At 68.4% G+C, this 13,861-nt stretch carries 11 protein-coding genes and 1 pseudogene; 10 read left to right on the forward strand and 2 right to left on the reverse strand.

Annotated elements, in window-relative coordinates:
• Window positions 1-93 precede the first annotated feature (93 nt).
• From ABE957_RS10815 to ABE957_RS10825, 3 genes are all read left to right on the forward strand, one after another.
• Window positions 94-1,185, forward strand: coding sequence for an aromatic ring-hydroxylating dioxygenase subunit alpha (locus ABE957_RS10815; RefSeq protein WP_349758701.1), 1,092 nt, complete (start codon window positions 94-96; stop codon window positions 1,183-1,185).
• A 398-nt stretch (window positions 1,186-1,583) separates the two neighbouring features.
• Entirely contained in the window at window positions 1,584-2,978 is a 1,395-nt protein-coding gene (locus ABE957_RS10820; protein WP_349758702.1) for a DUF1329 domain-containing protein, read from the forward strand.
• 212 nt (window positions 2,979-3,190) lie between these two features.
• A complete protein-coding gene (locus ABE957_RS10825; protein WP_349758703.1) occupies window positions 3,191-4,786 on the forward strand; it encodes a DUF1302 domain-containing protein in 1,596 nt (531 codons plus the stop codon).
• Window positions 4,787-4,950: 164 nt separating this feature from the next.
• Here ABE957_RS10825 and ABE957_RS10830 read toward each other — a convergent pair whose 3' ends face one another.
• Together ABE957_RS10830 and ABE957_RS10835 are read right to left on the reverse strand one after the other, a co-directional pair.
• Window positions 4,951-5,733, reverse strand: a complete 783-nt coding sequence (locus ABE957_RS10830; protein ID WP_349758704.1) for an enoyl-CoA hydratase/isomerase family protein — start codon at window positions 5,731-5,733, stop codon at window positions 4,951-4,953.
• Window positions 5,730-7,166: pseudogene (locus ABE957_RS10835) on the reverse strand (coniferyl aldehyde dehydrogenase); the annotation flags it as partial. The gene ABE957_RS10830 and the pseudogene ABE957_RS10835, both read right to left, overlap by 4 nt.
• A gap of 231 nt (window positions 7,167-7,397) precedes the next feature.
• Between ABE957_RS10835 and ABE957_RS10840 the strand changes: the two are divergent.
• The 7 genes from ABE957_RS10840 to ABE957_RS10870 are packed head-to-tail and all read left to right on the forward strand — an operon-like array spanning window position 7,398 to window position 13,773.
• Window positions 7,398-8,414 carry a flavin reductase gene (locus ABE957_RS10840; RefSeq protein WP_349758705.1) on the forward strand — a complete coding sequence of 339 codons (1,017 nt, stop codon included), beginning with the start codon at window positions 7,398-7,400 and terminating at the stop codon, window positions 8,412-8,414.
• A 2-nt stretch (window positions 8,415-8,416) separates the two neighbouring features.
• A complete protein-coding gene (locus tag ABE957_RS10845; protein ID WP_349758706.1) occupies window positions 8,417-9,193 on the forward strand; it encodes a glucose 1-dehydrogenase in 777 nt (258 codons plus the stop codon).
• A gap of 18 nt (window positions 9,194-9,211) precedes the next feature.
• Window positions 9,212-10,000, forward strand: coding sequence for a fumarylacetoacetate hydrolase family protein (locus ABE957_RS10850; RefSeq protein WP_349758707.1), 789 nt, complete (start codon window positions 9,212-9,214; stop codon window positions 9,998-10,000).
• Between the two features lie 43 nt (window positions 10,001-10,043).
• Complete coding sequence (locus tag ABE957_RS10855) at window positions 10,044-10,955, forward strand: acetaldehyde dehydrogenase (acetylating) (RefSeq protein ID WP_349758708.1); 912 nt, start codon at window positions 10,044-10,046, stop codon at window positions 10,953-10,955.
• A gap of 10 nt (window positions 10,956-10,965) precedes the next feature.
• The gene (dmpG, locus tag ABE957_RS10860; protein ID WP_349758709.1) at window positions 10,966-11,994 is read left to right on the forward strand and encodes a 4-hydroxy-2-oxovalerate aldolase; all 1,029 of its coding nucleotides are present in this window, start codon (window positions 10,966-10,968) and stop codon (window positions 11,992-11,994) included.
• Window positions 11,995-11,999: 5 nt separating this feature from the next.
• Window positions 12,000-13,346 carry an MFS transporter gene (locus ABE957_RS10865; RefSeq protein WP_349758710.1) on the forward strand — a complete coding sequence of 449 codons (1,347 nt, stop codon included), beginning with the start codon at window positions 12,000-12,002 and terminating at the stop codon, window positions 13,344-13,346.
• Between the two features lie 46 nt (window positions 13,347-13,392).
• Window positions 13,393-13,773 carry a DUF6482 family protein gene (locus tag ABE957_RS10870; protein ID WP_349758711.1) on the forward strand — a complete coding sequence of 127 codons (381 nt, stop codon included), beginning with the start codon at window positions 13,393-13,395 and terminating at the stop codon, window positions 13,771-13,773.
• Window positions 13,774-13,861 lie beyond the last annotated feature (88 nt).

A 13,861-nucleotide genomic window follows, 5' to 3' on the forward strand; every position in this document is an offset into this window, starting at 1 on the left:
GGTATGAGCTTCCCGGCGGCAGACTCGACAATCGACTCGACAGGCACGCCACCCATCCCATACGTCCAACACATCTAACAAGAGGAGCATCAGATGGCGACTTCCCAGGATTATCGTCTCGGTGACTTCACCTTCCCGCGGGGCTGGTTCATGATCGCCACCTCCGCGGAGGTCAACACCCACAAGCCGCTGGCGCTGCGCTTCTTCGGTCGCGACTTCGCCCTCTACCGCGGTCAGGAGACCGGGCGCATCGTGCTGCTCGACGCCTACTGCCCGCACATGAAGACCCACCTGGCGGCGCGCAACGACACCTCCTACGTGATCATCGATGGCGGCGGTACCAACGTCGAGGGCGACAGCATCCGCTGCCCCTATCACGCCTGGCGCTTCGGCCCCGACGGCCAGTGCGACGACATTCCGTACCACGACGGCCCGATTCCCAAGACCGCCTGCATCAAGTCCTGGCCGGTGACCGAGAGCCTCGGCGCCATCTGGATCTGGCACGACCCGGAGGGCGGCGAGCCCCAGTGGGATCACCCGTCGCTGCCGCAGTGGCACGACCCGGCCTGGGTGCAGTGGCAGTTCGACGACCTGGGCACCCTGGAGCAGCACCCCCAGGAGGTCATCGACAACATCTGCGACTACGGCCACCTCGGCCCCATCCACGGCTCGACGGTCGAGCGCTACGAGAACGAGTTCCGCGGCCACGTCGCCACCCAGCGCCAGTGCGGCCCGCACCGTACCCTGGTCCGCGAGGACGGCGGCAGCCCGATCCTGCACACCGACACCAGCTATCACGGCCCCGGCGTGCTGATCTCGCACCTGACCGGCTACTACGACAGCATCCTGATGATCACCCACACGCCGATCGAGGACGGCACCATCAAGGTGTGGCACGCCCTGCTGGTCAAGTCGCCCAGCGACAGCGACAAGGTGACGGTGCAGGACACCATCGCCGCCCGCCAGTTCCAGCACGCCAGCCTGCTGGCCTTCATGCAGGACTTCGAGGTCTGGACCAACAAGGCGCCCTGCTTCAACGGCATGTTCATCCCCAGCGACGGCCCCTTCATGAAGGCTCGGCTATGGTACAAGCAGTTCTACAATCCGCGCGAACGCGTCCAGGAGTTCCTCGATCAGTGCGAGGGCGTCTACGTGCCCCGCGGGGCCACCGCCTACAGCGGCTAAGCCCCTCGGCCGGGCGCGATGACGCCACACCCTCACGCATGAAGGCGCCGGAAACTCCTCTCCGGCGCTGCGGCGATCGTCCGCCATTCTCGCTCGTCGTGGCTGGCCTTTTAGGTGATATTCCGGCGCCATTCGCCGTCTGATGGGTCAGGTTTTCGGCCGTCTTATCCGGTGAATCGGCAATCGCTATTCCGGCTATCTCAACCGGCAATATCGACCGTAGATCAAATTATTAGCGGTCGATCAATTAGCCCTTAACTACCTGCATTTCCCTCCGACATAAAAATGTCGCACTTAGTCTGAAAGGACGAGGTCGCAGCGCCAGAGGCACGCAATCATTCAGACACAACAACAAGAAGGCATTCTCACTGATTTCCCATCTCCCGGGAGGAGGAAGCATGAAGAACAAGTACCTGCTAGGCTCTCTCACCTCTGCGCTTGCCCTGTCGCTCACCGTCGGCGCGGCACAGGCCCAGGTGTCTCCTCAGCAAGCACAGAAGCTCGGTAACGAGCTCACCTGCCTGGGCGGCAACGCCGCCGGCAATGCCGACGGCACCATTCCGCCCTTCACCGGCGAGTGGCTGGGCAAGCTGCCGGGCGTCAGCAGCTATACCCCCCACGTCGGCCAGCACCCGGTGAACCCGTTCGCCGGCGACACGCCGCGCCTGGTGATCACCGGCGCCAACTGGCAGGAACACGCCGAGCACCTGACCGAGGGGCAGAGGGCGATGTTCGAGCGCTACCCGCAGAGCTACGAGATCCCGGTCTACGACGGCAAGCGCATCTTCCGCTATCCGGACGAGGTCTGCGATATCGCCAAGCTCAACGCCGTGGATGCCCGCCTCATCGACAACGGGCTCGGCTTCACCGGCTACAAGGGAGCCGTGCCCTTCCCCATTCCCGACGGGTCAGACCAGGCCCTGAAGGTGCTGGCCAACCATAACTTCCCCTACCGCGCCTACACCGAGGTCATGGAGAAGCGCGACATCGCCGAGGTCAGCGCCAGCGGCACCATCACCTGGGGCCAGACGCGCTACCTCGGCCTCAACGTGGTCACCGAGCCCAGCGAGCTGGGCGAGCCCATGGAAGGCGTGATGGCCTACGCCAACACCAAGACGCTGCTGCCGACCCGCGACAAGGGCTCCACCTCGGTCTCCTCCGAGCCCGTCAACTTCACCGATGATCGCCTGGCCTGGAACTACAATCCCGGCACGCGACGCGTGCGTCAGCTGCCGGAATACGGCTTCGACACCCCTGCCGCCGGCACCGGGGGCAAGATCACCATCGACCAGGATCGTCTGATGAATGGCGCGCCCATTCGCTACAACTGGTCGCTCAAGGGCAAGCAGGAGATCTATGTCCCGATCAACACCTATCGGTTGCATGGCGAGGACGTCAGCTACGATACCCTGCTCCAGCCCGACCACCCGAACCCCGACTTCATGCGCTACGAGCTGCGTCGCGTCTGGGTGCTGGAAGGCAACCTGAAGAGCGACTATCGCCACAAGTATGGCAAGCGCGTGCTGTACATCGATGAGGACAGCTGGCACGGCCTGATGGCCGACTACTACGACACCCGCGGCGAGCTCGTCCAGCACGGCTACGTCAACTACTACTACCTGCCGGACGTCGAATCCTTCCACGCCGGCACCAGCTTCTATCAGGATCTGAGTTCCGGCGGCTACGTCGCCTACAACCTCTTCCAGGATCTGGATAAGGGCCCGATTCTCAATCGCGGCCAGTTGACGCCCGACATGTTCACGCCCGCCTCGCTGCGCGCCAACAGCTTCTGATCCTTCAAGGCTAGGGGACGGCAGGCATCGCCTGCCCTCCCCGTCAGGACCCGGTCTCCTTTCCCATCGTCCCTTGCGCCATCGGTGCCTCGGGGCGAGGAGGAATGCGGCGATAGATCGCAGCACGGAAGGCCGACTGCCAGCGGAATGGCGACCCTGATCACTACCTCATCATCGGCGACACGACACCTCATTCAGGCAAGGGAAGAACAATGACAATGCTCCGATCGCTTCGTGCCCATCCCCTCGCGACCGCCATCATGGCGGCCAGCGTCTCGCCCGTGGTGCTGGCCGGCGAGACCGTCGACCTGGGCGGCGGCGTGAACCTGGACTGGCAGGCCACCGCCACCTATACCCTCTCCTCGCGCCTCGAGGATCGGGACAGCGAGCTCGAGGACTTCACCAGCGGCAACGACGGCAATAACAACTTCGACCAGGGCGACCTGACCTCCAACCGGCTGAGCCTGCTGGTGGAATCGCGGCTCTACAAGGGCCGCACGGGGGTGGTGGCCTCGGCCAGTACCTTCTACGACGATGTCTATCACGGCTCAACGCCCAACGACGGCCCGGTCAACTACGCCGGCGACCCGAGCGAGTTCACCGACGCGGCCAAGCGCTATCACGGCGGCTACTCGCGGCTGCTCGACTTCTACGGCTACACCACCCAGACCTTCGGCGATGATGTGCTGGCCAACTTCCGCGTGGGCAAGCAGGTGGTTTCCTGGGGCGAAGCGCTGTTCCTGCCCAGCATCTCCATCGCCCAGGGGCCGGTGGACGGCACCAAGTCGGACATCGCCGGCACCGAGGTCAAGGACATCCTGCTCCCCGAGGATCAGGTGTCGATGCAGATGCAGATCGGCAACGACCTCTCTCTGCTCGCCCACGCCCAGTATGGCTGGCATCGCACCATCGTCCCCGAGCCGGGCGCCTACCTAAGCTCCAGCGACGTGGTCGGCCGGGGCGGCGAGTGCCTCGGGCCCTTCATCGGCGGCAGCTGTTCCTTTGGTGTTCGCGTAGGCACCGACGAGCCGGACGACTTCGGCCAGTGGGGCGTCGGCGCCCGCTACCGGCTGAGCCTCAACACCGAGGTGGGTCTCTACTACCTGAACTACCACGACCGCATTCCGCTTACCGATATCAACCCCCTGGAGAACAGCTATCGGGTGCGCTACTTCGACGACGTCGACCTGATCGGCGCCACCTTCACCACCGCCATGGGCAAGGCCTCGATCGCCGGAGAGCTCTCCTACAAGGATGGGGCACCGGTGTTGGTGGATACCGAGCTCTTTGGTGAGTCCGTTCCCTCGCCCACCCGGGCGGAGATCCTTCAGGCCAACCTCAACACCATGTACAACATCGGCCGCACGCCGTTCGCCGACAGCGCGCTGCTGCTCGCCGAGGTGGCCTATGTGAACGTGCTGGACGCCGATGCTCGCCGTATAGAGGGCACCGAGGCCCTGCCCGAGGCGATGGCTCCGGAGACCGATGAGCTCTATTTCTCCAATCACGGCCTGGCCTTCGCCACCACCCTGTCGCTGAGCTATCCGGGCATCAGCGAGGCCTGGGATCTCAGCGTGCCGATCAGCTACTCCCAGCAGATCAGCGGCCGCACCCTGACCGGCGGCGTCGGCGGCGAGGGCGACAAGCGCGCCAGCGTCAGCGCCAACTTCACCCACCGCCCCACGGGCCTGCAGGCCGGCCTGAACTACAACGCCTTCTTCGGCGGCGCCGAAACCGAGGATCCCGAGTCCCAGCGCCTGCTGACCGACCGCGACATCCTCTCCCTGGTGGTCAAGAAGGCCTTCTGATCCCCGTACATTGACGTGGTGCTGTATTTCCCACCGACGCGGTCGGTGGGTTTTTTTATGCCACGAAGGTTGATGGCACAAAAAAAGGCGACGCCGCGGCGTCGCCCTTTTTCGTCTCCGGTGTCGAGATAGGGTCCGGTGTCGAGTATCTGACAGGTGCCGGCCTAGCGTCGTCCCTCCAGCATGCCCCGCAGGGCCGCCTGGGCCTCGTCGCTGGCAAGACGCTCGGCGAAGGCGTCGAGCTCATCATGCATCACCTCCGCCAGCGCCTCCCGGCGCGGGGCGCGCAGCAGCGCCTTGCTCCGGCGCACCGCGGCCTGGGGCAGCGCCAGCAGCCGCGTCAGGTAGCGCTCGACGGCCACGTCCAGCGCCTCACCGGGCAGGGCGGCGTTGACCAGCCCCAGGCGCCGGGCCTCCTCAGCGTCACAGGGCTCGCCCATCACCAGCCACTCGAAGGCGCGTGGATGGCCGACCAGCCCCGGCAGCAGCAGGCTGCTGCCGCCCTCCGGTACCAGCCCCAGCCGGGTGAAGGGCAGCGCGAAACGCGCATCGTCTCGGCAAAGCACCAGGTCGCAGTGCAGCAGCAGCGTAGTGCCGATGCCCACCGCGTGGCCCTGCACCCGGGCGATCAGCGGCTTGGAGAAGCCCGCCAGCGCCTCGAGCAGCCGGCGCGGCGCGGCCAGCGCCTCGTCCCGGTCGCCGACAGCGAGAAAATCGTGCAGATCGTTGCCGGCACAGAAGCTCTCCCCAGCCCCGTCGATCAGCACCGCGTCGATCTCGTCGTCGGCCTCGGCCGCTGCCAGGGCGTCGGCGAGCGCATGATAGAGCGCCTTATCCAGGGCGTTCAGGCTGCCGGGACGGTTCAGCGTCAGGCGCAGCAGGGCGCCGTCGCGGCGCCCGATCAGGGTCTCGGGCAGGGGCGCCGCCTCGCGTTCGAGCCCGCTCACTCCGACACCACCTGGGCCTTCATGGCCGCGTAGAAACTCTCGCCATAGGGCGGCAGGACGCCCCAGTCGGCACGCGGGTCGTCATCGACGGCGCGGAACACCGTGCGCATGTGGCTGAACGCCTTGAAGCCCTCACGACCGTGGTAGTGCCCCATCCCGGAGGCGCCGACGCCGCCGAAGGGCGCATCATGCATCGCCGCGTGCATCAGCGCATCGTTGATCGTCACCCCGCCCGAGAGGGTGCGCCCCAGCACCCGGCGCTGCTCATCGGCCTCCTCGCCGAAGTAGTAGAGCGCCAGCGGCCGGGTGCGGGCGTTGATCTCGTCGATCACGCCGTCGATCTCGTCGTAGGGCAGTACCACCAGCAGCGGCCCGAAGATCTCCTCGTGCATCAGGCGGCTGTCCCGGGGCGGATCGACGACCAGCCGCAGGGGGCGACGGCGGCCGTCCTCGACGATCGGCTCATCCGGCGTCGTCTCCACCCGGGTGCCGGCGCGGGTGACCTCGTCGAGGTAGCCGTCGAGACGTGCCAGGTGCGCGTCGTTGATGATCGGCACCACGTCGGGGTTGTCGGCGGCGCGGGGGTAGAAGCCGGCGTAGGCCGCCTGGAGCCCCTCGAGGGTCTCCTCCAGGCGCTCGCGCGGCACGTAGAGCAGGTCGGGGCTGATGCAGAGCTGGCCGCTATTGGTGGACTTGGCCAGGGCCAGGCGTCGGGTCGCCTCGGTCAGGTCGGCGCTGCGCCCGAGGATCGCCGGCGACTTGCCGCCCAGCTCCAGGGTGACCGGCACCAGGTTGGGAGCGGCCGCCGCCATCACCTTGCGCCCCACCGCGGTGCTGCCGGTGAACACCAGGTGGTCGAAGGGCTCGGCCGCGAAGGCGGCGCCGACCTCCACCCCGCCGGTGACCACGCCGATGATCGCCGGGTCGATGCGCTCGGCAACGGCCCCGGCGAGCACCTCGGCGGTGCGCGGCGCGAGCTCCGAGGGCTTGAGTACCGCGCGATTGCCGGCGCCCAGCACGCAGGCCAGCGGGCTCAGCAGGGTGAACAGCGGCGCGTTCCAGGTGCCGATGATGCCCACCGAGCCCTTGGGCTGATACATCACCCAGGCCTCGGCGCCGAGCTGGTCGAAGGGCGCGAAGGGCGTGCGCGCCTCGGGCTGCATCCAGGACTCGACGTGGTCGCGGACGTGCTTGAGCGAACCCAGCGAGCCGAGGATATCGTTCATCAGCGAATAACCGGGATGGCGCCCTCCGAAGTCGGCGTCCATCGCCTCGACGAGCGGCTCGTGATACTCGACCAGCAGGTCGATCACCTGCTGCAGGCGCCGCCGGCGCTCCTCGATCGGCACCTCGCCGGCCGCCGTGAATGCCGCCTGCTGCCCCTCGCGCAGCCGTGCGATGTCATCGACGTGACTCGTTCCCACCATGCCAGGCTCCTTTCTCGATGCGTGTGATTGTTGTCGATTGGGGGGTGTCGATGGCCGGTCGTACCGACCGGGACCTCACCTCAGCCTACGTTGTAGCGACCCTGGCCGGCCACGGCGTCGTCCGATCGGACGACGCCGTGGCGGCGCATCGCGCCGCCGGGGTTAGTCCGGAAAGACGATGAGCCGGCCCGGCGCGGCAACGATACTCCGATGACGACAACCGGCAGGAGCCCCTCCATGAGTCACGGTCATTTCGACACCCACGCCTTTCGCAACGCCCTGGGCACCTTCACGACCGGGGTCACCATCATTACCGCTCGCGGCGCGGATGGCACCCCCGTCGGCATCACCGCCAACAGCTTCAACTCGGTGTCGCTGGACCCGCCGCTGGTGCTGTGGAGCCTGGCAAAGAACGCCAACAGCCTGCCGGTGTTCGAGGAGTCGGGGCACTGGAACGTGCACGTGCTCTCGGTGGATCAGGAGCCGCTCTCCAATCGTTTCGCCTCCCGCGGCGAGGACAAGTTCGCCGACACGGCACTGGACAGCGGCGTCACCGAGGCGCCGCTGCTGCACGACTGCACCGCGCGCTTCCAGTGCCGCACGGTCTTCACCCACGACGGCGGCGATCACGTGATCTTCGTCGGCGAGGTGCTGGCCTTCGATCAGAGCGAGCTGCCGCCGCTGGTGTTCCAGAGCGGCCAGTACGCGCTGACCGCCCGCAAGCCCCGCCAGGCGCCGCGGCTGACCCAGAGCACGCCGCCGCCGGAGTGCAGCTACACCGAGGACCTGATGGGCTACCTGCTGGGCCGCGCCCACTTCCAGATGCTCTATCAGCTGCGCCGGCAGCAGCCGACCACGCCCCTGGACGACACGGCGTTCTTCATCCTCTCGGTGCTGGTGATCCGTGACGGCCTGACCCTCGAGGAGCTCAACGGCTTCATCGACTACACCGGCGCCGCGGTCACCCAGGTCGACCTCGACACCCTGTCGGCCCGCGGCTATGCGGCCGTCGAGCGCGACGGCGAGGCGCTGCGCTACCGGCTGACCGGCGAGGGGCGCGACCTGGCGCTGCACCAGATCGCCTCGGCCAAGGCGGTCGAGGAGGAGATCGCCGCGCGCCTGGGGCCGGGCGACACCCTGGCCCTGAAGCTGCTGCTCAAGCGGCTGATCACCGACAGCGACCCGGGGTTGCCCGACCTCTGGTCGATGGCCGAGGTGCGCCCCGCCCACTCGACCCTGCAGGAAGGAGCATGACCATGAGCACGATTCTCGATCGCTTCACCATGCACGGCCAGGTCGCCGTGGTAACCGGCGCCGGGCGCGGCCTGGGCCGGGCCATCGCCCTGGCCTACGCCGAGGCCGGCGCCGACGTGGTCTGCGCGGCGCGCACCCTGGCCGACGTGGAGGCGGTCGCCGAGGAGGTGCGCTCGCTGGGCCGCCGCGCCCTGGCGATCCGCTGCGACGTCAACGACGAGGCCAAGCGCGAGGCGCTGATCACCCGCACCCGGGAGGAGATGGGCCGGCTCACCCACCTGGTCAACAATGCCGGCGGCTCGGGCCCCAGCCACCCGCTGAAGATGACGCCCGAGCAGCTCGACCAGGTGCTGCACTTCAACGTCACCTCCGCCTACGCCTTGACTCGCCTCAGCGTGCCGCACATGCGCGAGGCGGGCGGCGGCAACGTCATCAACATCACCTCCGGGGCGGCGCGCTACATCCAGCGCCACTTCAGCGCCTACGGCACCGCCAAGGCGGCGCTGACGCAGCTCACCCGGCTGCTCGCCCAGGACTTCGCGCCGGACGTGCGCATCAACGCCATCGCCCCGGGGCCGATCCGCACCGCGGCGCTCGAGAACGCCGCCTCCGCCGAGATGCTCGAGGGCATGGCGCGCAACACGCCCCTGCAGCGCCTGGGCGAGGCGGAGGACATCGCCGCCGCCGCGCTCTATCTCGCCACCCCGGCCGCCGCCTGGGTGACCGGCAAGGTCATCGAGGTCGATGGCGGCGCCGAAGGCAGCGTCTGGCCGGGCTGATCCTCGAGGAGACCCATCATGAATTCCGCATTGATCGAGGCGCTGGGCGACGAGCTGTTCGACGCCCTCCAGCAGGCCCGCAGCGTGACGCCGCTGACCACGCGCCACGGCGAGTTCGGCATCGACGCCGCCTATCGCATCTCGCTGCATGCGCTCGCGCGCCGCGAGGCCGACGGCGAGCGCGTGATCGGCAAGAAGATCGGCGTCACCAGCCGCGCCGTCCAGGAGATGCTCGACGTCCACCAGCCGGACTTCGGCTTTCTCACCGACCGCATGCACTACCCGCCCGGCGCCTGCGTCTCGCTTGCCGAGGCCGGGCTGATCCAGCCCCGCGCCGAGGGCGAAATCGCCTTCATGCTCAAGGCCGATCTGATCGGTCCCGGCATCAGCCGTGACGACGTGCTGGCTGCCACCGACTGGGTGAGCCCCTGCTTCGAGATCGTCGACTCACGCATCGACGACTGGCGCATCCGCATCGAGGACACCGTGGCCGACAACGCCTCCTGCGGCGTCTTCGTGATCGGCGAGACCCGCCGCGCGCCGGGCGAACTCGACCTGGCGGCGGCGCAGATGCAGATCTGGTGCAACGGCGAGCGCGTCGGCCAGGGCACCGGCGCCGCGGTCCAGGGTCATCCCGCCGAGGCCGTCGCCTGGCTTGCCAACACCCTGGGCGGCTACGGCATCCCGCTGCGCGCCGGTGAACTGATCCTCTCGGGCGCCCTGGCGCCGCTGATCCCGGTGGTGGCCGGCGACCGCTTCCACCTGAGCATCGAGGGCCTTGGCGACTGCGCGATCGCCTTCGCCTGACGAACTTCCGATTCGCCATCCCCTGACTGGAGGGTCACCCCCCATGAACAAGATCCGCTGTGCCCTGATCGGCTCCGGCAACATCGGCACCGACCTGCTCTACAAGCTGGCCCGCAGCCCCCTGCTGGAGCCCGTGTGGATGGTCGGCATCGATGCCGCCTCCGAGGGCCTGGAGCGAGCCCGCCAGATGGGCCTGAAGACCACCGCCGAGGGCCTCGACGGCCTGCTGCCCCACGTCGAGGAGGACGGCATCCAGATCGCCTTCGACGCCACCTCGGCCTATGCCCACGCCGAAAACTCGCGCCGTCTCAACGCCAAGGGCGTGCTGATGATCGACCTGACGCCGGCCGCCATCGGCCCCTTCTGCGTGCCGCCGGTCAACCTCGAGGCGCACCTGGGCAATGGCACCATGAACGTCAACATGGTGACCTGCGGCGGCCAGGCGACGATCCCCATGGTCAACGCAGTGAGTCGCGTCCAGGCGGTGGAGTACGGCGAGATCGTCGCCACGGTGTCGTCGCGCTCGGTGGGCCCGGGCACCCGCCAGAACATCGACGAGTTCACCCGCACCACCGCCGGCGCCGTCGAGCAGGTGGGCGGCGCGCGGCGTGGCAAGGCGATCATCGTGATCAATCCCGCCGAGCCGCCGCTGATCATGCGCGACACCATCCACTGCCTGACCGTCGACGACCCGGACCAGGCGGCGATCACCGACTCGGTCCACGCCATGATCGAGGAGGTGCAGCGCTACGTGCCGGGCTACCGGCTCAAGAACGGCCCGGTGTTCGACGGCCGCAAGGTCTCGGTCTACCTGGAGGTCGAGGGGCTGGGCGACTTCCTGCCCACCTACGCCGGCAACCTCGACATCATGACCGCCTCGGCGATGCGCACCGCGGAGATGTTCGCCGCCGAGCTCGCCAGCGGCAATCTCGACCTCACCCCCGTCACCGCCTGAGGAGCGCACCATGAACCTGCACGGCAAGCGCGTCACCCTGCACGACATGTCCCTACGCGATGGGATGCACGCCAAGGGGCATCAGATCAGCCTCGACGAGATGGTCGCCATCGCCACCGGCCTCGACCGGGCCGGGGTGCCGCTGATCGAGGTCACCCACGGCGATGGCCTGGGCGGCGCCTCGCTCAACTACGGCTTCCCCGCCCACAGCGACGAGGAGTACCTCAAGGCGGTCGTCCCGAAGATGCAGCAGGCGCGGGTCTCCGCCCTGCTGCTGCCGGGCATCGGCACCGTCGATCACCTGCGCATGGCCCAGGACCTCGGCGTTTCCACCATCCGCATCGCCACCCACTGCACCGAGGCCGACGTCGCCGAGCAGCACATCGGCATGGCGCGCCGGCTGGGCCTGGATACCGTCGGTTTCCTGATGATGGCGCACATGATCTCGCCGGAGCAGCTGCTCGAGCAGGCGCGGCTGATGGAGGCCTTCGGCGCCAACTGCATCTACTGCACGGACTCCGCCGGCTACATGCTGCCCGACGACGTCAGCGAGCGACTGAACCTCTTGCGTCGCGAGCTCGACCCGGCCACCGAGATCGGCTTTCACGGCCACCACAACCTGGGCATGGGCGTCGCCAACTCGCTGGCCGCCATCGAGGCCGGCGCCTCGCGCATCGACGGCTCGGCCGCGGGCCTCGGGGCCGGCGCCGGCAACACCCCGCTGGAGGTCTTCGTGGCGGTGCTGGAGCGCATGGGCGTGACCCACGGCGTCGACCTGTTCGCGCTGATGGACGTCGCCGAGGACCTGGTGGTGCCGCTGATGGATCAGCCGATCCGGCTGGACCGCGACGCCCTGACGCTGGGCTATGCCGGGGTCTACTCCTCCTTCCTGCTGTTCGCCCAGCGCGCCGAGAAGAAGTACGGCGTGCCGGCCCGGGACATCCTGGTCGAGCTCGGCCGGCGCGGCACCGTGGGCGGCCAGGAGGACATGATCGACGACACCGCCATGTCCATGGCCCGCGAACGCCAGGCCGGATAGCGCCGATGACCGCCTCCGCCTCCGTCGCGGCGGGTCCCGTAGCGTCGCCCTGGCGGCGCCACGGCCTGCTGCTGCTGCTGACCCTGCTCTATACCGACAACTTCATCGGCCGCCAGGTGCTGGCGGTGATGATCGGGCCGATCCAGCGCGAGTTCGGGGTCGGCGACACCGCCATGGGGCTGGTCTCCGGACTGGCCTTCGCCGCGGTATACGCCGTCTTCGCGCTGATCGCCGGCCGCCAGGCCGATCGCGTGCCGCGCACCCGGCTGTTGGGCCTGTGCGCGCTCTGCTGGGGGCTGGCGACGATCCTCTGCGGGCTTTCCACCGGCTTTTTCGTGCTGGTGCTGGCGCGCATGCTGGTGGCGGTGGTCGAGGCGCCGGTCACGGCCTCGTCGCTGTCGATGATCGCCGACCTCTATCCGCCGCGGCGGCGTGCCTTCGCCATCAGCTGCTTCACCACCGCGCCGACCCTGGCCGCCATCCTGGCACTCAGCCTGGGCGCCTGGCTGGTCGAGCAGTACGGCTGGCGCCAGGCCTTCATGGTGATCGGCACGCCTGCGCTGGGGCTCGCCCTGCTGCTCGGCGTGCTGGTGCGCGAGCCGCGTCGCGGCACCTGGGACGCGCCGACCAGCCTGGAGCTTCCCGTCCAGAGCATGCTGGGCAGCGTGCGCGGCCTGTGGGGCCAGCCCGCCTTTCGCACCCTGATCATCGCCAGCGCCATCACCACCCTGGGGGCCAACGCTTACGGCATGTGGAACGCCACCTTCCTGGTGCGCATCCATGGCCTGGAGCTGCGCCAGGCGGGGCTGCTGGCCGGGGTGATCGGCGGCGGCTCGGCGGCGCTGGGCATGCTGTTCAGCGGCTGGGTCACCGACCGCCTGGTCGGCCGTCATCCGGTGTGGCGGCTGCGCATCCCGCAGATCGGCCACCTGGTGGGCATCGTCGCCATGCTGGCCTACCTGCTCTGGCCCAGCGACGCGCGGATCATGCTGGGCGAGCTGCCGGTGCCTGTGGCCATGCTGTGGTGCGGCGTGAACGGCTTCTTCGCCGTGTGGTGGGTCGGGCCGGTATTGAGCCACATCACCCACCTGGTGGCGCCCGATGCCCGCGCCACGGCGCTGGCCATCCAGACCGTCGCGGTGACGGTGTTCGGCGTGGGCCTGGGGCCGCTGGCCATCGGCGCCATCAGCGACCTGCTGAGCCTGTCGCTGGGCGACGCCTCGCTGCGCTATGCGCTGCTGTTCTGCGTGCTGACGCCGCTGATCGCCATGGGCTTCCTGCACAAGGTAGCGCGTCTCGAGGCCGCACCGACGGCGCACCGAGGGGATGCCGCATCTTGTTCATTGCGCTAGCCGGGGTTAGCGTTTGCTTGCCGCCCCGCTAGACAAGGAGACCCGCATGTCGGCAAGCGCTGCCCCACTGCCCGAACGCGTGACCCTCGAGGCCCTCGGCGACTGGCTGCGGGTCAGCCGGGCTCACACGGCCGTTGAGCCGTCTGTTGAGGCGCCCACCGTCGAGGTGCGCTCGATCGACCAGGGCTACTACCTGGTGCGCCTGCACCATGCCCACGGCGTCAGCCAGCTGGTCGACGCCAACGGCCAGGCCCGGCGCTTCACCGGCACCCAGTGGGTGAGCCGGGCGCTGCTGCCGCTCGGCATCACCCACGGCGTGCTGACCTGGGCCGAGATCACCGACGAGATGATCGGCCTGCCCGCCACCCAGAGCGACCCGCAGAGCGTGCTGGCTCACGGCACCCGGGTGGCCTTCCAGACCCGCTAGCCCTTCTCGCGATCTGCCTCAACCGTTTGCCTCAACCGTTTGCCTCAACCGGCTGCCTTGCCCGGCTTCCCTTGCCTCCTCCCTCGGG

This window comes from Halomonas pelophila (genome assembly GCF_040196315.1).
In the GTDB taxonomy this organism is placed as follows: domain Bacteria; phylum Pseudomonadota; class Gammaproteobacteria; order Pseudomonadales; family Halomonadaceae; genus Halomonas; species Halomonas pelophila.

Bases quoted from the DNA above. Each gene is read 5' to 3' on its own strand.
- ABE957_RS10815 (WP_349758701.1), top strand. From the start codon at position 94: ATGGCGACTTCCCAGGATTATCGTCTCGGTGACTTCACCTTCCCGCGG.
- ABE957_RS10820 (WP_349758702.1), top strand. From the start codon at position 1,584: ATGAAGAACAAGTACCTGCTAGGCTCTCTCACCTCTGCGCTTGCCCTG.
- ABE957_RS10825 (WP_349758703.1), top strand. From the start codon at position 3,191: ATGACAATGCTCCGATCGCTTCGTGCCCATCCCCTCGCGACCGCCATC.
- ABE957_RS10840 (WP_349758705.1), top strand. From the start codon at position 7,398: ATGAGTCACGGTCATTTCGACACCCACGCCTTTCGCAACGCCCTGGGC.
- ABE957_RS10845 (WP_349758706.1), top strand. From the start codon at position 8,417: ATGAGCACGATTCTCGATCGCTTCACCATGCACGGCCAGGTCGCCGTG.
- ABE957_RS10850 (WP_349758707.1), top strand. From the start codon at position 9,212: ATGAATTCCGCATTGATCGAGGCGCTGGGCGACGAGCTGTTCGACGCC.
- ABE957_RS10855 (WP_349758708.1), top strand. From the start codon at position 10,044: ATGAACAAGATCCGCTGTGCCCTGATCGGCTCCGGCAACATCGGCACC.
- dmpG (WP_349758709.1), top strand. From the start codon at position 10,966: ATGAACCTGCACGGCAAGCGCGTCACCCTGCACGACATGTCCCTACGC.
- ABE957_RS10865 (WP_349758710.1), top strand. From the start codon at position 12,000: ATGACCGCCTCCGCCTCCGTCGCGGCGGGTCCCGTAGCGTCGCCCTGG.
- ABE957_RS10870 (WP_349758711.1), top strand. From the start codon at position 13,393: ATGTCGGCAAGCGCTGCCCCACTGCCCGAACGCGTGACCCTCGAGGCC.